Source organism: Bacillus sp. AFS018417, from assembly GCF_002560985.1.
Taxonomy (GTDB): Bacteria; Bacillota; Bacilli; order Bacillales; family Bacillaceae_G; genus Bacillus_A; species Bacillus_A rhizoplanae.
This window is the reverse complement of the sequence record NZ_NTTM01000057.1, coordinates 19,934-41,392: the sequence shown is the minus strand read 5'-3', so window position 1 is coordinate 41,392 and position 21,459 is coordinate 19,934. Positions and strand designations below refer to the sequence as shown.

The 21,459-nt window shown below is 35.0% G+C and carries 22 protein-coding genes, 1 pseudogene and 1 other annotated feature; of the genes and pseudogenes, 13 read left to right on the top strand and 10 right to left on the bottom strand.

The features are described from left to right. Window positions 1-161: 161 nt before the first annotated feature. Together CN326_RS20445 and CN326_RS20440 are read right to left on the bottom strand one after the other, a co-directional pair. Window positions 162-536: a DUF5391 family protein gene (locus CN326_RS20445; RefSeq protein ID WP_255258172.1), complete on the bottom strand. Its 375-nt coding sequence runs from the start codon at window positions 534-536 to the stop codon at window positions 162-164. Between the two features lie 259 nt (window positions 537-795). Further along, the gene (locus CN326_RS20440) at window positions 796-1,983 is read right to left on the bottom strand and encodes an MDR family MFS transporter (RefSeq protein WP_098310812.1); all 1,188 of its coding nucleotides are present in this window, start codon (window positions 1,981-1,983) and stop codon (window positions 796-798) included. A gap of 139 nt (window positions 1,984-2,122) precedes the next feature. Between CN326_RS20440 and CN326_RS20435 the strand changes: the two genes are divergently transcribed. Further along, window positions 2,123-2,644: a CGNR zinc finger domain-containing protein gene (locus CN326_RS20435; RefSeq protein WP_255258171.1), complete on the top strand. Its 522-nt coding sequence runs from the start codon at window positions 2,123-2,125 to the stop codon at window positions 2,642-2,644. Between the two features lie 61 nt (window positions 2,645-2,705). Here CN326_RS20435 and CN326_RS20430 read toward each other — a convergent pair whose 3' ends face one another. Continuing rightward, window positions 2,706-3,155, bottom strand: coding sequence for a GNAT family N-acetyltransferase (locus CN326_RS20430; protein ID WP_098310810.1), 450 nt, complete (start codon window positions 3,153-3,155; stop codon window positions 2,706-2,708). Between the two features lie 63 nt (window positions 3,156-3,218). Continuing rightward, window positions 3,219-4,373, bottom strand: coding sequence for a 1-deoxy-D-xylulose-5-phosphate reductoisomerase (locus tag CN326_RS20425; protein ID WP_098310809.1), 1,155 nt, complete (start codon window positions 4,371-4,373; stop codon window positions 3,219-3,221). 140 nt (window positions 4,374-4,513) lie between these two features. Next, window positions 4,514-4,727: a binding site (T-box leader), on the top strand. Window positions 4,728-4,783: 56 nt separating this feature from the next. Between CN326_RS20425 and CN326_RS20420 the strand changes: the two genes are divergently transcribed. Continuing rightward, the gene (locus CN326_RS20420) at window positions 4,784-5,755 is read left to right on the top strand and encodes a tryptophan--tRNA ligase (protein WP_483295659.1); all 972 of its coding nucleotides are present in this window, start codon (window positions 4,784-4,786) and stop codon (window positions 5,753-5,755) included. Window positions 5,756-5,959: 204 nt separating this feature from the next. On the opposite strand, the gene CN326_RS20415 is transcribed toward CN326_RS20420, so the two are convergent. From CN326_RS20415 to CN326_RS20400, 4 genes are all read right to left on the bottom strand, one after another. Next, complete coding sequence (locus CN326_RS20415; protein WP_098310807.1) at window positions 5,960-6,427, bottom strand: GNAT family N-acetyltransferase; 468 nt, start codon at window positions 6,425-6,427, stop codon at window positions 5,960-5,962. A gap of 99 nt (window positions 6,428-6,526) precedes the next feature. Further along, window positions 6,527-6,982: an NUDIX hydrolase gene (locus CN326_RS20410; protein WP_098310806.1), complete on the bottom strand. Its 456-nt coding sequence runs from the start codon at window positions 6,980-6,982 to the stop codon at window positions 6,527-6,529. Window positions 6,983-7,007: 25 nt separating this feature from the next. Continuing rightward, entirely contained in the window at window positions 7,008-7,775 is a 768-nt protein-coding gene (locus CN326_RS20405) for a GNAT family N-acetyltransferase (protein ID WP_098310805.1), read from the bottom strand. Between the two features lie 16 nt (window positions 7,776-7,791). After that, the gene (locus tag CN326_RS20400; RefSeq protein ID WP_483295658.1) at window positions 7,792-8,619 is read right to left on the bottom strand and encodes a DUF2785 domain-containing protein; all 828 of its coding nucleotides are present in this window, start codon (window positions 8,617-8,619) and stop codon (window positions 7,792-7,794) included. A 337-nt stretch (window positions 8,620-8,956) separates the two neighbouring features. On the opposite strand from CN326_RS20400, the gene CN326_RS20395 reads away from it, so the two are divergent. From CN326_RS20395 to CN326_RS20365, 8 genes and pseudogenes are all read left to right on the top strand, one after another. Next, window positions 8,957-9,709 (top strand): GNAT family N-acetyltransferase, encoded by a 753-nt coding sequence (locus CN326_RS20395; protein ID WP_098310803.1) that lies wholly within the window; start codon window positions 8,957-8,959, stop codon window positions 9,707-9,709. A 51-nt stretch (window positions 9,710-9,760) separates the two neighbouring features. Further along, window positions 9,761-10,600, top strand: coding sequence for a hypothetical protein (locus tag CN326_RS20390; RefSeq protein WP_098310802.1), 840 nt, complete (start codon window positions 9,761-9,763; stop codon window positions 10,598-10,600). Next, window positions 10,597-10,764 (top strand): annotated as a pseudogene (locus CN326_RS24370) (tyrosine-protein phosphatase); the annotation flags it as partial. The gene CN326_RS20390 and the pseudogene CN326_RS24370, both read left to right, overlap by 4 nt. A 323-nt stretch (window positions 10,765-11,087) precedes the next feature. Next, complete coding sequence (locus CN326_RS20385; protein WP_098310801.1) at window positions 11,088-11,282, top strand: hypothetical protein; 195 nt, start codon at window positions 11,088-11,090, stop codon at window positions 11,280-11,282. Window positions 11,283-11,584: 302 nt separating this feature from the next. Then, window positions 11,585-12,310 (top strand): ABC transporter ATP-binding protein, encoded by a 726-nt coding sequence (locus tag CN326_RS20380; RefSeq protein ID WP_098310816.1) that lies wholly within the window; start codon window positions 11,585-11,587, stop codon window positions 12,308-12,310. Then, a complete protein-coding gene (locus tag CN326_RS20375; RefSeq protein ID WP_098310800.1) occupies window positions 12,303-13,958 on the top strand; it encodes a putative ABC transporter permease subunit in 1,656 nt (551 codons plus the stop codon). The genes CN326_RS20380 and CN326_RS20375 overlap by 8 nt, the downstream gene beginning before the upstream one ends. Window positions 13,959-14,015: 57 nt before the next feature. Next, window positions 14,016-14,810: an SDR family oxidoreductase gene (locus tag CN326_RS20370; protein ID WP_098310799.1), complete on the top strand. Its 795-nt coding sequence runs from the start codon at window positions 14,016-14,018 to the stop codon at window positions 14,808-14,810. A gap of 208 nt (window positions 14,811-15,018) precedes the next feature. Further along, window positions 15,019-15,615 (top strand): hypothetical protein, encoded by a 597-nt coding sequence (locus CN326_RS20365; RefSeq protein ID WP_098310798.1) that lies wholly within the window; start codon window positions 15,019-15,021, stop codon window positions 15,613-15,615. 159 nt (window positions 15,616-15,774) lie between these two features. Here the strand turns inward: CN326_RS20365 and CN326_RS20360 are convergent, their stop codons facing one another. Continuing rightward, window positions 15,775-17,073, bottom strand: coding sequence for a histidine--tRNA ligase (locus CN326_RS20360; RefSeq protein WP_098310797.1), 1,299 nt, complete (start codon window positions 17,071-17,073; stop codon window positions 15,775-15,777). A gap of 343 nt (window positions 17,074-17,416) precedes the next feature. Then, the gene (gene ybaK, locus CN326_RS20355; RefSeq protein ID WP_098310796.1) at window positions 17,417-17,890 is read right to left on the bottom strand and encodes a Cys-tRNA(Pro) deacylase; all 474 of its coding nucleotides are present in this window, start codon (window positions 17,888-17,890) and stop codon (window positions 17,417-17,419) included. Window positions 17,891-18,011: 121 nt separating this feature from the next. Between ybaK and rraA the strand changes: the two genes are divergently transcribed. The 3 genes from rraA to CN326_RS20340 all read left to right on the top strand — a co-directional run bounded on the left by rraA (window position 18,012) and on the right by CN326_RS20340 (window position 21,457). Beyond that, window positions 18,012-18,497: a ribonuclease E activity regulator RraA gene (gene rraA, locus CN326_RS20350; protein ID WP_098310795.1), complete on the top strand. Its 486-nt coding sequence runs from the start codon at window positions 18,012-18,014 to the stop codon at window positions 18,495-18,497. Between the two features lie 466 nt (window positions 18,498-18,963). Further along, a complete protein-coding gene (locus tag CN326_RS20345; protein ID WP_098310794.1) occupies window positions 18,964-20,616 on the top strand; it encodes a DUF4430 domain-containing protein in 1,653 nt (550 codons plus the stop codon). Between the two features lie 55 nt (window positions 20,617-20,671). Continuing rightward, a complete protein-coding gene (locus CN326_RS20340; RefSeq protein ID WP_098310793.1) occupies window positions 20,672-21,457 on the top strand; it encodes a DUF4430 domain-containing protein in 786 nt (261 codons plus the stop codon). The last annotated feature ends 2 nt before the right edge of the window (window positions 21,458-21,459 follow it).

Below are 21,459 nucleotides of genomic sequence, written 5' to 3'. Positions count from 1 at the left end.
TGTGGAGACTGTGTAAGACGCAGTGGGACACCCTGCTATGCAACAGTCAATGAAACAGGAAGCCCCTTCTTCAATCAGACCGGAAGGTAGATAAGGAGGGGTTATTCACCATTCATTTTCTAGCTCCTTAAAACAGGTTTTAATTTAATTAACTCGTCATATTAGATAAAACGTTTTTGGTGATTAAGCTTTGATGACGAACGAAAAGCTACGAAATACCACATAACATTAACGATTAATGTAGCTATGCAAAGTCCTAGTAAAATAGGAAATCCACCCATCGTTAAAGCGACTATGAGTATTGCGGAGTTTATAAGCAGTCCTAATCCACAAAAGACTGCCATAACGAATTTCATTACATTCAATCCTACTATATATAGAATTAAAGGGAGGAGATAGGTGGCAAGAGCCATGCCTATCGCTGTCCACATACCCATCGTGCCCAATTTATTAGCACTAGGTCCGGAATTAGCGAGTGGGGAAAGTGAAGCTGTAACCAATAAAGAGCAGAAGAGCAATGCGGAAACTAAAGTCATGAAAATAATACGAGATTTGTTTGTTTCTTTTGTCATAATATGTTTCATTCCTTTCAAAATCGTTCGTAAAATTAAGAGGGTTATAGAATAGTATCCTAAAGTTGAGAACGTCAGCAGTTGTGAATAGCTCCTCCATTATTCATTTAGAGTAAGTATTCTATTTTTATATTATAACAAAAATATGAAAAAAAGGTTATTTTTGGATTGATAGTAGATTAATTTAAAACGTGTGAAGATGAAAACAGAGTATGTAAGAACATTACATACTCTGTTTTATATTCAATGGATCTTCATTCCTTTTAACATTTGGTTTCAAAAAATGAAGGAGTGAAAATCCAACCACGCCTAACAGACCAAAAATAATCCAAGGAAAACTCATATCTTTCCAATATTTCGTAAAGAAAGTCCCTGTATAGTTTCCAATAGTAAATCCTAGGGCAAGCGATAGTTGAAAGAAACCAAAATAGGTTGCTGTGTATTGTTCGTTACTAAAGTTTGCCACAGCAATATCCGTATTAGGTAGTACGAGTGTTTCTCCGATAGTAAATAAAATGACACACACCAATAGCCAATATGGATGAAAAGAGATTGGAATGAGAAGGAAAGAAAGTCCCATTAGTAATACACCATACTTTACAAGAGAAAGTGCATGATATTTTTTGAAGAGATATTTAAATGCAATCATAAATAAAAAACCTGTAATGGCGTTTATTGTAATGACGAGTCCTACTAAGTCTTGGTCGCGGCTTATATTATTCATATGAAGTGGTAATGCAACCGTAAGTTGTGTAAACATCGTATAAAAAAACACCATGATGAGTGAAAAAGATAAAAAGAGCTTGTTTTGCACAGCCACTTTTATTCCCGTTAACAGTTGTGTTTCGTGTACAGTAACATGAAAGTGAGATCTAAGAAGAAAGAAAAGGAATGCTAGAACGAACATGAGTGATCCTGTAAATAAGAATGGATATAGTGGATCCCAATGAAGCAATACACTACCTGCAATTGGCCCGATGATTGCTCCTCCATTAAGGAAGAGATTTAAGTATGTAAATGTATCCTTTCTTATATGAGCAGGTTGAGAACCAAAAATAGCACGTGCAGATGGTTCATAGAAAGCAGTTCCAAATCCAATGAATATTGTTGCAAGCATAATAGTATAAAATCCAGAAAATATCCCTAGAGAAAGAAAGCCAATACCTCGTAAAATGGTTCCGGTTATCATCATGATGATATAACCAACCCGATCTGCAAGTATTCCTGTAAATAACGGAAATATTCGAGAGGTAATTGTAAGCGCTGTTAAAATTGTGCCAACTTGCATAGCGGAAAAATGTAAAGAATTAGATAAATAGATAGCTAGAAAAGCCATTACTGCAAAATGACCAAGCGTCATAAAAAAAGTAGAAAATAATACAAAACGAATAGGTAATGAAAAAGATTTCAAAATGTCCACCTCTTTTTGTTAACCTTCTATTTATTTTAATGGTTAACATTTTTATGTTATGATTATACTGAAAATAAGAAAAAAAGTAAACTATGGAAAGTTGGTGGTGATTTTGAGTAGCAACCAAACTGCACCAGAGATGTTAGAAAGTATAAGAGCGTTTTTAAATACATGGAGAATCCCAAATGAAACAAGAAAACCGGTTGATTTTTTTGAAATAGAAGAAAATGTATATTTGTTTATGAATGAACAATGGAATGAAGAGTTACCTTTTGGTTCGGTGGAGGAAGTAAAAAGTTTCCGCGGCACTATTCGAGAGGCGGTTGAACAGCAGAAGTCTTTAAAGCCGTTGTTCGAGAAATATCCATTACAAGTAATGACTGTGGATGGAGAAGATGTGATTACATATCAAGCAATTGGTGAGGAAAATTTATATACATTTTTGTTACGGATTATTGCCTCTGCTATTGTAAATAAACAGTGGGGAAGATTGAAAGCTTGTCCGGATTGTCAGTGGGTGTTTTACGATCAATCTCGTAACGGTAGTAAACGTTGGTGCGGCATGTACGCTGAAGGAGAAGGGGGAAGAGCTTGCGGGACAATTGCAAAAGTGAAGAGGCATCGTGCGAAGAGAAAAGCAAATTCAAGTTATATCAAATAGCCGAAGCTTGCAGTGCTGCAAAGTTTCGGCTATTCTCTTGCTTTCTAAGTTGAACAGTATGCTATGATTTTTTCAACTGTACAAGAACGAGTCCATCTGGTAATGTAATTTCTTTCGTTTCTATAAAATTATGTTTCTTATATAAAGCAATAGCAGGTGTATTTTTTTTACCAGTTTGTACAATATAAGGTGTTGTTTCTTCATGTAGTTGAAATAGATGTTGCAATAGTTCCGTTGCAATTCCTCTATGAAAATATGTAGGTGAAACAACGAGGCGATGAATATCAACAACATCATCCTCATATAGAAATGAAATAAACCCAGCTAAAGTATCATCAATAAAGTATCCATAAAAGATTTCATTACAATTTTGAATATCCAAAATAGTGTCATACAATCGAGGAATTGAATTGTTTTGAATATACTGTGCTTCAATTTTATATGCGGAAATTTGAACTTCTAAAATTTCCGCAGCTTCTTCAATAGAAGAAGGAGATAATTTTCGTATCAAGTGGAGGCCCCCTTTATGAAAAGAGTGAGAATATAGGATTCTCACTCTTTCGTATAACTAGTTCTAATTTTTTACAAGCAATTCATTGGCATATTGACGTGCCCAGTGATCAGCTTCTAATATCTCTTCTAATGAAGGATTAGCAATATTATGGTGAGATTCTAATGCAGAATAAATTGTTTTTTCAATGTCAAAAAATGAAATCTTGTCTTGTAAATATAAAGCATTTGCAATTTCATTCGCAGCATTTAGTACAGCTGGTTTTGTACCACCAACTTTCCCAGCCTCGTAAGCGTAGTGGAGGCAAGGAAAGTTCTCTGAATCAGGTTTTTCAAAATGCAAGCTGCCAACTTCTAATAAATTTAACTTTTTGAAGGAAGATGGTAAACGTGATGGATAGTGGAATGCATATTGAATAGGCATACGCATATCAGGTGCCCCGAGCTGAGCGATAATAGAACCATCTACAAATTCTACAAGAGAGTGAATAATGCTTTCTTTATGAATCATAACATCGATTTTTTCATAAGGAATGTCAAATAACCAGCGTGCTTCTATTACTTCAAAGCCTTTATTTAGTAATGTTGCAGAGTCAATTGTTAATTTTGCTCCCATTAGCCAATTTGGATGTTTTAGTGCATCTTTCGCTTTGAGCAGTGCCATTTCTTCGCGTGTTTTATCTCTGAATGCACCGCCAGAAGCAGTTACAATTAATTTTTCAATCTCTTTATTATTTTCGCCATTTAAACATTGAAAAATAGCTGAATGTTCACTATCTACGGGAATAAGGCGACAATGATTTTCTTTTGCTAATTCCGTAACAATATGTCCAGCCGCTACTAATGTTTCCTTATTAGCAATTGCAATATCTTTTTTTGCTTTTAAAGCTTCAATTGTTGGAAGAAGCCCTGCTACGCCAACGACAGAAGTTAAGACAAGATTACTATCGGGGTGCGTAGCAACTTCAATCAATCCTTCTTCTCCATATACAACTTTTGTTCTAGTAGAAATTCGTGAGCGCAGTGTATGTGCTAATTCTTTCGTACTCACACTTACAATGAGCGGCTGAAATGTTTGTATTTGTTGTTCTAACATATTAATATTTTTATTTGCGCTTAGACCGATAATTTGAAAGTGTTCTGGGTGAGCAGCGACTACATCTAGTGCTGATGTCCCAATCGAGCCAGTTGATCCAAGAATTGAAATGTATTTTACCATAATAAATCCTCCGTAGTTGTATAAATCCTTTCCGTAAACCTTTATCTAATTAGACAAAAAAAGGGAAATTCCTGCATAATAAGACAGAAAGTTCTCTTTTGTATGAAAAATAATCATGGTATAATAAGGGAAATTTATAAGAAAAAGCGATGATAGAGAAGAGTACATGTTTTGACCTTTACAGAGAGCTGATGGTTGGTGGGAATCAGTGAGGGAAAAATATGGAATGGGCTCTGGAGCTGCAAGCTGAACTGAGTAGGTTATGACGGTTGTTTCGACGTTATTCGAATCGTAAAGAGAGCTATGTAATTATAGCTAATAAAGGTGGTACCGCGGGAGTCCCTCGTCCTTTTTAGGATTGAGGGACTTTTTTGCGTGATAAAGGAGGAGTAGTTGTGAATAAAAATGTTATGTTAACAGGTATTAAACCAACTGGACATCCGCATCTCGGGAACTATATTGGAGCAATTAAACCAGCCTTGCAGCTTTCTAAACAAAGAGAAGGAGAGGCTTTATATTTTATTGCTGATTATCATGCATTAAATGCAGTGCAAGATCCAATGAAATTTCGTGAATATACGAAGGAAGTAGCAGCGACATGGTTATCTTTAGGTTTAGATGAACATGTAATTTTTTATCGCCAATCAGATGTACCGGAAATTTTAGAATTGTACTGGATTTTGGCTTGTCTTACTCCAAAAGGTTTAATGAACCGAGCGCATGCTTATAAGGCAAAGGTTGATCAAAATATAGAAGCAGGGGTAGATGAAGATACTGGTGTAAACATGGGATTATATACGTACCCTATTTTAATGGCTGCCGATATTTTATTATTTCAATCAAACTATGTTCCAGTCGGAAAAGATCAAATTCAGCATGTAGAAATTGCGAGAGATATTGCCTCGTATTTTAATAACGCATTCGGTGAAATTTTTGTATTGCCGGAGTATATTATTCAAGAAGAAGGAGCAATTGTACCAGGTCTTGACGGACGGAAAATGAGTAAAAGTTATGGAAATGTTATTCCGCTATTTGAAGAGCCAGAAAAGTTGAAAAAGCTTATTTTCAAGATTAAAACGGATTCATCTTTACCAAGTGAACCGAAGGAACTTGAAACATTATTTATGTTGTATAAAGAGTTTGCTACAGCAGAGGAAGTTACATTAATGAAAGAACAATATGCGACGGGCATCGGCTGGGGTGAAGTAAAAAAAGAGCTACTTCGAGTCATTAATCGCGAGTTAGAGGAGCCAAGAAAGAAATATGAAATGTACATGAATGAACCACAGTTGCTTCAGGAAGCAATCAAAAAAGGAGCAGAACGTGCAAGAGAAATTGCTAAGAAGAATTTAGTGAAAATAAAAAAACGGATTGGGTGTTAATGTGAAAAGGAAAAGATTTAGTTCCTTTTGTCTTATTAAAAAATAGTTGTAGACTGAAAAGGTGTTTTCTGTACATGAAAGCACCTTTTGTTAACATAAAATCAATGTATCGCAAAACCTTTAAAAGTCCCTTCAGAAGATCTGAAGAACCTTCATTCACATAATCAATGTTATCGGTAGTTGTCGTGCCGGATTGATAATTTTCTAAATGGACAAGGAATATGTCAGCTCACCGTATGTAAGAATTTGATCATCGGTAAATCCAAATTCTGTGTAGAATTTCTTACCTGCATCATTTTTAGGGTGTACAGTTAAACGAATGCAATGACAAGAAGGATGCGTATCTTTTATATGCTTTATCAACACTTCTAGCGCAGAGGACCCTAATCCCTTTCTTTGAAATCTTTTATCGATGAAAAAATGAAAAAGCCAAAAGTCTTCTTTGCTATCAGGTGTATAGTGTAGATTAAAGAAACCTACTATTTTCTGCTGATTGTAGATCCCATAAGGTTCGATAATTCTATCGTCTGGTCTAATGTATGCCTTAGCAAGAGCAATAGCAACAGGAGGTGTAACTGCAGCAACAAATTCTTGTTGCTCACTATTTACAGAAAGCCCAAGAGCCTCTCGCCAGTTTTCAGAAATTATTTTTTTCAGGCTTACTTGAGACATGAGTGATAACCTCCAGTTTCTATATTTGATTTTTTGGAAATCAGGTATTATCTAAATCTCATGAAAATGATTAGAAAAATTCAATTAGACCAGCGATGTTCAGTCTATAACATTTTTTAAAAAGGCGTCTAAAATTACTTTATGTAATGATCCCAAATTGGTAGGAAGATTATGAATAGGGAAGAATCGCAAATCTTTTGATTCCTCGTGATCGATACGTAACGTTCCTTCAAAATCATGACAAATATATGTAGCGAGAACACCGTATACTTGATCTCCATTTGGGTAAACATTGAAGAATTCTTTCCCAGAAAAATTTTGAAATAGTTCTAAATGTTTAACGATTAAACCTGTTTCTTCATAGACTTCTCGTTTAGCGGCTTCTTCTAGCGTTTCACCGCATTCAAGTGCACCGCCAATTATGCCCCAACAATTGTAATCACTGCGAAGTTGAAGTAGTACTTCATTATTTTCGTTTAATATAATCACATGTGAACCTATTAAAATGAGCGGACGATTTCCAACTAAACTGCGCATTTCTTCGACATATCCCATATATACACCTTTTCCTTTGTTCATATTACATACGTGCAAATTGTAAGTATGTTTCGTATGGAGTAAATCCTAACTTTTCTAAAATGGGAGCAGAATGACCTTTTCTTGCCTGACATGTTGCTAAAATAGCGCCTTTTTCCTTTGCATCTTGTAACCGTTTATAAACTAAATGCTTATAAATCCCTTGCTTGCGATAAGTAGGTAATACGCCGGAACCATTTAAATAAACTACAGATCCATCATGACTGTATCTATAGTTTGCATAGCCGACAGCGACATTCCCGTCACAGCAAATGATATAACCACTACTTTCGCCGCTAGCTTCAATATACGATTTTCGCTGCTGAAAAAGATTGTCTCTTGCGGAGGGAGGATAGTCCCAAATCGTAATGCTTACATCAACAAGCTTTGCGATGTCCTCATCTGTTTTTACATCAATGAATGAGTATGTATTTGGTAAATCTGGAATATGAAAGCTTGATAATTGTAAAGCGACCCCAACGTATTCATCAATACATGCAAATTTATGATTTATTATTGCTGTAATTAATTCTTTTTGCTGCGAAGGAACCCACCAAGAGAATGGTATATTTTGAAAAAAGCGCAATGCCGTTTCTAATGGCTGCTGTGATGCAAAACGAACAACTTTATTGGTTTGAATGCTAGGGATATTTTTATTTTTAATCATAATGAGATCCGTTGTATGAATAAACTCAACTTCATTTGGAATTAGCTGAGCAGGATAATCCCAATGGTGTGCTTCAATTGCATTTTGTATTGTTTCGATATCCATTGTTTTCCTCCGTATATTAATAAAATGTTGGTAGTTCTTTTAACATCACCTCTGCTTGCGAGGCTGTATAAGTTAGTTGAATATTATGTACTGATCTAAAATATAAACTACGCAAGAAATTTTTTATATTTGAGCATAGATTACAATATTCATTGATTGGAAGTCTCGCTTTATATATTGGCAGCAAGTTTAGTTTGATGCGAATCGTATCGAATAGCTGCTTTTGCGAGAAACCGAGGGATATCATAGAAAGAAGAGGGGTAATAATGCGCTCATCCTCATCAAAATGATATACAATGGAATAAACGAATATTTTATTTAAAAGGCAATGGGTTAGTTCTTCGTAATATTGTGGCGGTAATTTTGGATTATGAATAAGGGCATCGAAAGCATCTGACGCATGAGCGATGCTATGTGCCCACCCATAAGGTTGTACATACCCTCGCAAATCAATTTCCTGGTTCATATAGTCTACTAATTTTTCTTTTACAGTAAGAATAGTTTCTTGTGTTAAAAAGTTTGTTTTATTATCTGCACATAATATCAACGCAATTAATAATGTTGTAAAAGAACGTGTAAACACACTATTCGTGTTATCAGAAGTGATGCCACAATATAAATATTGTTCTTCTAAAGTTAGCATAAGTAACTTTTCTAACTGAGCCTCAGGAAAATAATCACGTGAAATAAGGTGAGAAAAGGTAGAGTAAATCAGTTGATCACGGAAGTAGCCGTCTAATGTTCCGATATGCTCTAGCATATGTAAGCTTAATTGATTTAAATCTATATTTTGAGGTAGTAAATATCCGTTTTTCTGAATGGTTTCTAGTAATTGCTGCAACATAATGGTATTCAATGATGCTCCCCCTCGTTATAGCTTTATCGATAAGACACTCTAGTGTCTATCCCGCATTAACGGGCAGTAAGCCCCCCACCTCAAGATTCAAAAAGAGACGAGGAAAATAGGTGGGGGATGAAAAAACCCCACTGATGGAAGTTTCACTTTATAAGGGCCTAATTGTTTAGGTTAATCATTGATGAAGGGTGAAGAAATTCTTTATTATATGGAATCTTTACGTTTTAAACATTAAATGTCTAATATTCTACATATTCATAAAAACTCCTGCTCATGCAATAGAAAACATGTTATTTTTAAAATTTTTACAGAAAGAGGTTAAAGAATGAATCAATTGGTTAATATGGAACGAGATTTTAAAGTATTAGTAGGAGAACCGCACTATATTACGATTGAAGAAAATAATACAGTTTCCTTTACAAAGGAACAAGTTACAGAGGTTGTACAAGATTGGATAAAAAAAGCATCGGATAAAGGAGTTTTACATTTACATTTCGTTATTTCATCAAAAAGTCCAAATTATACACATTATCAAGAGGTGTTTCAGTGTTTACAATTTCAGCATCAAAAAAGTTGTGTTATGGTACTGAAAGATTTATCTGATGTTACAGATGTGGAAGTTCCGTTTACGCTGAAAACAATAGATGAAGTAGGAGAAGACATATTTAAAACAATTTGGCTGGAATCTATGCAGTTTTCTTTAAATACGAAAGAAACGTTATCTATAGATCAATTATTATATGCTTTTCAAACAGAAATTGGCGACAGATGGAACGAACATTGTTTAGTCGCCTTTCAAGGAAAAGATCCAGTAGGTGTTATTCTGCCGCATATAGAGCCAGGTACGGTAGAAGAAGGGAGATTGTTCTATCTTGGTATTGTCCCGAATATGCGTGATAAACGATACGGGACAAAGCTTCATGAAAAAGCATTATACGTTTTAAAAGAAATTGGTGCCTCATATTATGTAGGTAGCACTGACGAAATGAACGATGCCATGAAACGAGTGTTTTCTAACAACAACTGTATACAGTTAGGGAAGATAGAGAAATATACAAGGGTGATTAGAAAAGGATAAATAGAGCTCCCCTTCGAAGTACTAAAGAAATAAGTTTAGGGGAGGAATTGTATGTTAAAACAAACATTTAAAAGAATAATTCCTTTATATCCTGAATTTTTATTTCCAGACTGGCATATAGAACACATATCACAACGGCAGGAGAGCGGGAAGTGGGAAACGCTTTGGTTTCAGGTGATAACACCCACAGGAATGTTTCGTGTGAAACAGTTTTTTCTGGATATTATGGAACCAACTTTTCCTGATAGTTGCCTGTGCCAAGCGCAGGGAGAATGTTTTCGATATAACACACTAACATATTGGCGTGGTATAAATTATAAAGGAAATGATAGTTATGTAACTTCTAAGTGGAAAATGCAAATTGAAATTTCTATTGATAATGGAGTTATAGAACAACATCAGATGGAGGAATTTTTGTATGGATTACAGCCATTTGAATTAGAGGCAGCAAAACGACAAATGAAATTACCATTTCACCGTCTAAGCTTTCAGGCTCATATAGAAGATAGTGTAGGCGAAATTAATCGTTGTTCTATATGGTGTTCTCCAGAAGAAAAAGAATTTGTATCATTACCGCTTCTAGTTCCGAGTTCCTGGAAGCTAGAGTCTGTTGGTTTTGGTAATCGTGAAACACAGTATATATACTGGGATACAAAAGAGCAGTTATATGCGCTATGGGCATGTCGTCATACAAATTATAGTTATCGCCCTGTATCCTCATGGATCAGAAACTATAGTTCCCCGCTAAAGATTGGAAACTGTGAATACTATACACATCCACAAAGAGGTACAGTTGTATATCAAGATTTTGGAGATGAACAAATTACCTATGTATTTCGAGGAACGCCGTGCACGTCCTTTGGAAAAGTACAAGCAATCTTTACTCTTTAGGTGCAATGTTCGAGATAAGAGTGGAGTATTTACAAGCAGTCGTTAATGAAATTAACATTATTTATGGTTCTGTGGAGCGATATGCTGAACAAGGGATTGGATTTACGAAAGACAAGTTAGAAGAAAGAGAAAATTTAAGGGAGAGAGGGTCTAAAGAGCGATGAAATCGATTTTTAGAATCGCTCTCTTTTTTTTCTTCACTTGTAGACAGAGTATGCTTTATGTTATAAGACTCTCATCTCAGGATTTTAGGAAGTTGAAGAAGATAGGTATAGGCTTTCTGGAAATGAGGACGAAGAAATTTTGCGCACTCACATTTTTCCGAGATTGATTGTGCAATGGATACAAACAAAACCGATTGTTATGAAAAAAAGATGCTAATAGTATTTGTAGTTATTTCAAGAATTGTCAAAACATTTACAAATATATCCACGTTGTTAACACTATAAATAGTATAAAATCTGTAACTAAGGGAGGGGATAGGGACATGCTACTATGGATATTAGTAATATTAATAATAGTAGGATTAACGGTTATTGGAACGGTAATGGTTGGGAAAACTGAGCAAGAAGATTATGGAACTTCGACAAAAGGAAATATAACGAGACTTTCTATCATTTATCTTTGTTTAGGGGTCATTTTAGTAGTTGGAGTAGCTTCGTATATATATTTTTATGGATAAAAAATAGGGTGTAGTAGAAAAAATAAAGAATAAGAGAGTGCAACATATAAGCACTCTCTTTTTTTGTGTTGATGGGAATTTTTTAGAGATAATCCTCTTCGTTTTTTATCATTTTTAATCAAGTGAAACTTCCATCAGTGGGGGGTTACTGCCCTTTAATGCGGGAAAAAGTATGTAAGTTGAAAATGAAAAGTCTAGGATATTAATAATTAATAAATCTAAAAAGTTATAAAAATCTAAAAAAAGTATTATGCTATAATTAGGTAGTGATTATTGGAAAACCAGGGAAGGAATGGATAATGATGATTGAAATTGTTAATGTATCAAAGAGCTATAATGGTAGTAAATTTGCGGTAAAAAATTTGGATTTAACAGTGCCGAGTGGAGAGATATTTGGTTTTTTAGGCCCAAACGGTGCGGGGAAATCAACGACAATTAAGATGATAACGGGTGTTCACTCTCTTGATAGCGGGACGATTTCTGTAAATGGAAAAGACATTACAAAAGAGCCGCTTGAAGCGAAAAAGTTATTTGGGTATGTTCCTGACAGTCCCGATATGTTTTTACGCTTAAAAGGGATTGAATATTTAAATTTTATGGCGGATATGTACGATGTTCCGAAAGATGTGCGTCAAGAAAAGATTCGAACACTAGCAGAACGTTTTAGTTTATACGAAGCATTGTCCGATCAAATTCAAAGTTATTCACATGGAATGCGTCAAAAAATTATTATTATCGGAGTTCTTTTGCATGATCCAGACGTATGGGTATTAGACGAACCGATGACAGGATTAGATCCCAAGTCAGCATTTATATTAAAACAAATGATGCGTGAACATGCCGATAAAGGGAAAACGGTATTTTTTTCGACGCACGTGCTAGAAGTGGCTGAAAAGTTATGTGATCAAGTTGCGATTATTAATAAAGGAACACTTCAATTTCGAGGGAATTTAGCAGAAATGCGAGAGCATTTTGAATCTAATGAATCTCTTGAAAAAATGTTCTTGGAGATGACAGAAAATGAATAAGATTTGGATGTTAACAAAAATATTATTAAAAATGAATTATGCCGACATGTTAACCGATAAGAAGAAACGTGCTGTATATTTGTTTTCATTTTTGGGCCTTATGTGTGTTGGATTTTTGTTTATAGGTCCGCTTGCATATGGAATGTATGGGGGATTAAAACAAGTTGGTCAGGAAAATTTACTTATTGGCATGGGGTTATCGATTGGAAGTATATGGGTGTTTGTGGTTAGTATTACGACAATTTTAACAGTATTTTATTATAATGATGACGTTGAAATGTTATTACCATTACCACTTCAGCCAGCCCATATTATTACTGCAAAGTTTATTACGGTTTTAATTACACAATATGTGATGGCTTCTTTTGTTTTATTTCCAATCTTTATTGTATATGGGTTGCAAAGTAGTGCTTTTATTACATATTATGTATACGCTCTAATTGTTTACATATTTTTCCCGATCATTCCGTTAGTTCTCGCTTCGCTTCTCATGACAGTAATTATGCGTTATACAAATATCGCAAAAAATAAAGATCGAAGTAATATGTTAATGGGTTTATTTACTTTGTTGATGATTGTAGGCATTAATGTATTTATTCAATGGAAAAATAGAAGTGCTGCTTCCGGACAAATGGCAGCAGACTATTTTGCAAATAATCAATCTTCGTTTCTAGTAGAAATGACAAACTATTTTCCGACAACATATTTTGGGGCAATGGCGTTAATAGAAAGTGTTTCGTGGAAAGGAATTTTATATTTACTTCTTTTCGCTGCCATTTCATTTGCGTTTTATGTACTGTTTTTCTATGTTGCGGAGCGTACATATTTAAAAGGAGTTATTGGACTTTCGAATAGTACTGCGAAAAAAGAAGTAATTTCTTCTGAGAATTTTAATAAAGCTACTATACAAAATTCACATTGGAAAGCATATGTGAAAAAAGAGTTTCGTATTTTGTTTCGCACGCCACAATTCTTTATTAACTGTATTGTGCAAACATTTGTTATGCCAATTATGTTTTTCTTTATTATTTTTGTGCAAGACGGCAACTTAGCTTGGTTAAATAAATTTGCAAAAGATAGTGAAACAGCAAGTCTTGCGCTTGGTCTTGCTTTTTGTGCAGGTATGTTTTTAATGGGATCAAACGTTATTGCGACAACATCTTTTTCAAGAGAAGGTCGCACTTGGTTTATCAATCGCTATGTACCAGTCAAGGCAGACGGCATTTTCTTTGCGAAAGTATTTACAGCTTGGCTCATTAATACCACTATTTTAGCTATCTTTGGTCTTGTGCTTATCATTGTAGGTGGTGTGTCGCCAGTATTTATCTTACTTTGGTTCTTGCTTTGTGCAAATGGGTTATGGTTAAACAATTTAATTGGCACACGCTGGGATGCACAAACAGCTGATATTCATTGGGATTCTGAACAAAAAATGTTTAAAGGTCGTTATACTACGCTTTGGAATTGGCTTGTTAATGTATTATTAGTTGGTATTACTGTTGGTGGAGTATGTGCGTTATTTTTCTTATTAGGAATTGGAATGTGGGGTATGTTTTTAAGTATCCTAGTTGTTTTTACTATTGTAAATGTTATTGTATCTCGTAGTTTACAACTGGGTGCTGAACGTATCCTAGCAAATATTAAATAAATTGTAAATCCTCTGTTACTATACAGAGGATTTATTATATGAGGGGAAGAAGTCGCTATGAGGAAAATTGCAATTGTCACAGGTGCAACTCGGTTAAATGGTATTGGAGCAGCGGTTTGCAAAGAATTAGCTCAGAAAGGGACAGATATCTTTTTTACTTATTGGCCTCGCTATGATAAAACAATGCCTTGGGGGATGGAAAGAGATGAACCGTTTTTATTAAAAGAAGAAGTTGAAAGTTTTGGCGTACGTTGTGATATGGCTGAGATTAATTTGGCGCAGTCTTATGCACCGAACCGTTTGTTATATATGGTATCAGAACATTTTGGAGAGCCGACAATTTTAGTAAATAATGCTGCGTATTCTATAAATACAAATTATGATTCAATCGATGTGGAAAAGTTAGATTCGCATTATACAGTAAATATAAGAGCGCCGATTTTGTTAAGTACACTATTTATGAAGCACTTTACAAAAGAAAAAGGAGGAAGAATTATTAACCTTACGTCGGGGCAATCATTAGCGCCGATGCCAGATGAACTTGCATATGCCGTAACAAAGGGGGCTATCGAAACATTTACAGCTTCAGTTGCACCTGCTGCTGCGAAAAAGGGGATTACAGTAAATGCAGTTAATCCAGGACCAACCAATACAGGGTGGATGAATGAAGAAATGAAACAATATCTTGCAACAAGGTTTCCAACAGGAAGAGTTGGGGAGCCGAAGGATGCAGCTCAGTTGATTGCTTTTTTAGTAAGTGAAGAAGCAGCATGGGTAACGGGGCAGGTTATTCATTCGACAGGAGGATTTTATCCCGCATTAACGGACAGTAAGACCCCCACCTCAAGATGAAGAAAAAAGCGAAGAAGATAGGTGGGGGCTAACTGTCCGTAAAAGCCCGATTGGTTCAACTAACCATCAGTTGGGGATGAAAAAACCCCCACTGATGGAAGTTTCACTTTATTGAGAAATTTGTGTTTGTAATAAATAATAAAAGGAATTTTTGTCAGGATATAGAAAACTATTTGGGAGGTGAAATTGTAATTTTAGGAGGCTTATTATGAATTTGAAAAAAATATCGATTGCTTCATTGGCGATTGGAGCGATGCTCTCCATTACAGCTTGCGGTACCTCAACAGAAAAAGATCAAGCAAATCAAAGTAAAAAGGAACAAACAAACGCTCAAGAAGAAGCGAAAACAACAAGTGCAGACCAAACAAATACGAGTAAAAATGAGGAGAAGGACTCAAAAACAACAAGTGCAGATGGGAAAACTGAAGCGACATCAACGAATACAGAACAAACGAAAAATGAGAAAAACGGAACAAAAGAAACAAAATCAACAAATGCAAAGCAAAATGCTAGTATGAAAAGTGGAGTAACAGAAGTTGTACAGTTAATAGAAGAAGTGGACAAGCAATTGAAAGCAAATCCGAAACAAGAAACTGTAAATAAACTAGGAAAGCAGATTGCTGATAAATGGGATGTAGTTGAGAAGGAAGTTGAAACAAAACATCCATCCGATTATAAAACAATCGAACAAAATTTATACCCACTAATTGTTGAAATGGAAAAACAAAAGCAGGATTTAAAAAAGTTAAAAACGTTAACTACGAAAACAAAGCAAGATTTAAATCAATTTTTGAATAAGCTTTAATAAAAAATGAAGATGAAATTAAATCTTATCTTATATATAGCCTATGTAATAAAAGGAGAAACGTAGCAGATGTGTACGTTTCTCCTTTTATGATTAGTTGCAACAAATACATAACACAACCTTTTTATAAAAAATATGGTATGTGAGAGATTGGTGCGATTAACGATATAAATATTGTTTTAACGTACCATTTTCAATACAAGCAAGAGGTATATTTTGTTCAGTTCCTTCCTTCATATTTCGTAAAACCGCTACATTGTTATTTATTTCTTCTTCACCGACAATAAGTACATGCGGAATGTTTTCTTTGTTTGCATAGTTAAGGGCACGTTTTAATTTACGATTTGTTAGTTCAAGTTCTACTTTTAAATTTTCATTTGTTCGCAATGTGTGTGCAATTTTTAAACATTTTGCCTGCGTTTCGAGTGGAATGACAAAGATATCGACAGAAGAGGAGGCACGTTCTTTTTGTATAAGCGCAGTATAAATGACGTCTAAACCAAATGAAATTCCAACTGTTGGATAAGATTTATTATCGCTTCGAAAGGCACTGATAATATCATCATAGCGACCACCGCTACCAATACTAGAGGTAATACTACCATCTGTTAAAAAGATTTCATAAATTGTTCCTGTATACATTGTAAGACCTCTTGCGAGAAAAGGAGAAAATACTGTATTAGATTCAATTCCAAGTGCAATTAAGTATTGCTCAAGTTCTTGAAGCTCAGTAACGCCTTCCTTTACAAGTGGATCAGAGAATGTTTTATCAAATTCAGAGAGCTGCATAGACATACATGTTTCCAACGTCTTACATAATATATCAATTGTTTCGTCTTGTAATCCTCGATTTATTAAATCATTTCTTACACCTTCAATGCCGATTTTCTCAAGTTTATCTACAGATAAAATAACATCTTGTATTTGTGATTGAGGGATTTGAATAGCTTGTAATATTCCTGTTAATAGCTTACGGTTGTTATATTGAATAGTTACATCTAGGTTTAATTTGTTAAATATATCGAGTGCCATTACCATTAATTCAGCTTCCGCTATAATGGATTCAACTCCAACAATATCTACATCGCACTGTACAAATTCTCGAAATCTGCCTTGTTTAATTGGACCATTACGAAATACCTTCCCGATTTCATAACGTTTAAATGGAAGACGGATTTCTGGATTCATAGCTACAACTTTTGCGAAAGGAATTGTTAAATCATAACGCAGTGCAAGTTCACGATTGCCTTGATCACGAAGGGTATACATTTCCTTTAAAATTTCAGCACCTCCTCCATATTTATAAGCCATTAAATCGTACATATTCAAAATAGGTGTTTCTAATGGCTTACAGCCGTAAGCTTCAAATGTTTCTTCACAAGTTCGTTTAATTGTATTACGCAGTACTTGTTCTTCTGGTAAATAGTCTTTTGTTCCTTTTATGTTTTGTAAGTTCATGTTTATCACTCCTTTTTGAAATAAAAAAAGCTATGTAGGTATAAAAATACCCACATAGCTTTATAGTCGCTTCGTGGGTAACAGGAATAGCCCTGTACCCACGAAGAAAAAATTCTTCGGATACAAGGCGTTATATATGATGATGAAGTTGGAAAGAAGTATTACGTTTTAACATAAGCAATCTCTCCTTAAATTTTTTTATATCATACCAAAATTAATTTGAATTATCAAGCAATTTCCGTTTCGCTGTTGACGGGTAGTAAGCTTCTCACTTATGGAAGTTTCACTTTATTAAAAAATGTAGTGAGGGTAAAAAATCCGTCTCATGTATGAGACAGATTTTTCATGAAGTAATCGATGTAAGTGTTCCATTACTTATTTTAATAAAGTCTGCACCATCAATAAAGATTTGTAATCCTCTTTTTCCAGCGCTAATACTGATTGGATTTAAATTTGCAGCAGATTCGTCAATAAAGAGCGGATAATTTTTTTTCACGCCAAGCGGTGAAACACCGCCACGTATGTATCCTGTTAATCCTAGTATTTCCTTCATTGGAACCATCTCTACTTTTTTATTTTTACTTGCAGACGCTAATGCTTTTAAAGTGAGCTCTTTATGTGAAGGTATACAAGCCATAATTACCCCAGTTTTATCTCCGCGAAGGACAAGAGTTTTGAAGACTTGTTCTAATTGTAAATCAACTTGCTCAGCAACATGTTTTGCATCTAAATTCTCTTCGTCCCACTCATATTCATGTATTGTATACGGAGTTTTATGCTTATCTAATAAACGACAAGCGTTTGTTTTACTACTCATTTTCCACACTTCCTTTTTTGGTTCTTATTTTTAGTATACAAAATTTTGCAAAATAAGACAGGGAAAATGAGAAAGGACAAGAATATGTAACATATATTTTGAAAAGGAAAGAGGGAAAAAGATGTGGAGAACAACTGATCTTTATGATGCATATGAAACTGAAGTACAAGTATGTAAGCCTCTGTTTCAATCATACGGAAAGAAAAAGCAGTTTCACGGAAAAATTGCAACGGTGAAAGTAAAAGATGATAATGTACTTGTGAAGCAAGCGCTAGAAACGTTACCTGAGGGTACAGTATTAGTTGTGGACGGAGAAGGCTCAACAAATTGTGCGTTACTTGGTGATAATTTAGCAAACATTGCAAAGGAACGAAATTTAGCAGGTATTATTATATATGGCTGTGTTCGTGATTGTGTAGAGCTTAGTAAAATCGAGCTTGGTATTTTAGCGATTACAACGATGCCAAAGCGAAGCGTGAAAGAAGGGAATGGAGAAACAAATATTCCTGTGTCCTTTGGAGGGGTTTCTTGGATTCCAGGAGATTATGTCTATGTTGATGAAGATGGTGTGATTCTAAGTAAAAAAGAAATTCACCATGAGTTATGATGTGAAGAAAAGGAAATTCGAATGTAAATAATGATAGAAATATTTTCAGATACAAATGCACATCAATATAAGGCTTTAAAAAAAGCGTTACAAGAATATTGGTATTCTTAAAAAGCAAATACGATAAATGATAGACAAAAAAATATAAAAATAGTAAAATAGTACAGAATTTTGTAATATTGTGAATTGTATAGGATCATAGTGTTTCACTAGGTAAAAAAAGAGGAAGTTCGGCGGAGTTTCAATGTTATTTCGCTACTGTAAATGAGAAGACTTTGTACCTTTTTTATCAGAAGATGCAAAAAGTCATTATTTCATAAACGGGGTACCTTACCTATGCAAATACAATAACCTATGAGATAGAGGTGCTGTGCATCCGTTGAACGCTTGTTTGAAGCGTGTTTATGCGCGCCCCTTTGAGGGTATTTTTTTATGCGATTTTTAGGAAAGGGGAGGAATAAATAGTATGGCAAACATGAAAAAATGGTTATTCATGTCATTCATGACGATTGCATTAGTTTTCTTGTCTTTTGCAAATACCGTACACATTGCCTTTGCTGAAGGCAAAACAGCAACGTTAGCAATTGTTGGAGATTCACAAAAAGGGATTATGCTATGTCCAAAAGAAGTTGCAATTCAAGAGGGAGAAACGGCCTATAGTTTACTGCAAAAAGAAATGGGGAGTAAAGTAACCGCAGAAAACACGAAGTATGGTGTATACGTGAAAGGCATTGATGGATTAATGTCTGGTGAAACGAGCGGCTGGTCTTATGAAGTGAATAACAAATCACCGATGGTTGGTGCAGATAGCTATAAGCTAGAAGATGGAGATGTTGTGGCTTATCGTTTTGTTTTAGACTGGAACAATATGAGTCAACAAACTTTGCAGCAAGTGTTAGATGAACTTGGTACATGTAAGAAACAGCCTGATACAGACAACCCAGGTACAGACAAACCTGATGCACCAAAACCGCAAGAACCTATAAAAGGTGATGTAACGAAGAAAGTTGATGAAGCAATTGTAAAAACTGCACAAAAGATGATGAAAGATGGTATAGATAGTGACTGGGTTGTAATTGGTCTAACTCAATCAGGTCAAGAAGTTTCTAAAGAGATAAAATCAAACTATTTACAATCATTAGAAGAGCGTATTAAAGAGAAGGAAAATAAATTCTCTTCCACTGAGTTAGCACGTACAATTTTAGCAGTTTCAGCGGTAGAAGGTGACCCAACAAATATTGCTAGTAATAACTTAATTTCAAAATTATATAACTTTGAGAAAATAGATTCTATTACAGGATATACTTTTAGTTTACTTGCATTAGATACAAAAAAATATGACGTGCCAGCTGATGCGAAATGGAACCGCGATACATTAGTAAATGCAATTTTAAAATCACAGCATACAGATGGCGGATGGGCGTATATGGGGAAATTAGAGGAACCAAGTGATGCAGATGTAACTGGAATGGTTTTCTCAGCATTAGCACCATATCAAGATCAAGCGGAAGTAAAGCAAGCATTAGATAAAGCGAAGCAATATTTAGCGAGTATACAGACAGATAAAGGTGGATTTACATCCGGCGGTGTAGAAAATGCCAACAGTGTAGCAGAAGTTGTTCTTGGACTTGCAGCAGCTGGTATAGATCCAACAAGTACTACATATACAAAAAATAATTATAATGCGGTTCAAAATTTACTATCTTATCAATTAGAGAATGGTGGATTTAAATGGTTGGCAAACGATACTGAGGAAGATAGTATGGCAACTGAGCAAGCGATGTTAGCGCTTGTTCAGTATAAGAACTATTTAAATGGTAAAGGGTCTATTTTCGATTGGACAAACGCTTCAACACCAATCCATGAAGAGGATAACTCAACGGAAGAGCCGAAACAACCAACTAGTGATGAGCAATCTGTAACAGAGGAACCTCAAAAACAAGCGGATAAACAGTCAATTGTAGCTGCAGAGGATCAAGCTGAACAAAAGGAAGCGAAAGTAGAAAAACATAGTTTACCAGAAACAGGTATGTCTCGATTAAATACTGCTATGCCAGCTGCATTTGGCGTACTGTGCATTGGCGCTGCATATGTATTATGGAGAAGAAAAGCGGCTTGACAAAATTAGGAGCAAATATTTGCTCCTAATTTTATTGCGAAAGGTGTGAGAAATTATGAAAATGCTGAAATGGCTTGTGTTGTTTGTTTTCTCATTTAGTTTAATCACTGGGTGTAGTCAAAATGAGGTAAAGACAGATAAAAAGACAGACGCAAAACAAACAGAGCAAAAAGATGAAAAGAAACAGGAACAGCAATCTTCAGAAGAAAAGAAATCTTCAGAAGAACAGAAACAAGAAGAGAAATCTCAAGAAGAAAAAGCTGCAGATTCAAAATCTACCGAACAGAATCCAGCGCAAAAACAAAATGCAGAACAATCACAAAATCAAGAGCAAAAAGCACAGTCTCAAGAAAAATCTAAAGTTGTAAATGAGCCGAAAGAAACGCCGAAGCAGGAAAATGTACAACAAACAGCTGAAAACCAACAGTCTGCACAGGGTCATTCTGAAGGGACTCCTTCACCGGTACAACCTGCTCCAGAGCCAAAAACGGAATCACAACCACAACAAGAGGTAAAGACGGTTACGATATCCGTACGTGATGATCAAAGTACGATCTTAGGGGGAACGGAAGTAGAACTTCAAGAGGGAGATACTGTTTTTAAAGTATTAGCTCGTACAATGAAGCAAAAGGGAATTCAAATGGAATATACTGGTTCAGGAAATGGTGTATATGTTCAAGGGATTAATAATTTATATGAGAAAGATAAAGGTAGCGGAAGTGGCTGGAAATATAGTGTAAATGGTGTTGATGTTAAAATGGGTGCTGGCAGGTATAAAGTGAAGCAAGGAGATAAAATTGAATGGTTTTATACGCTAGATTATAGGAAAGAAGATCGGTAAAG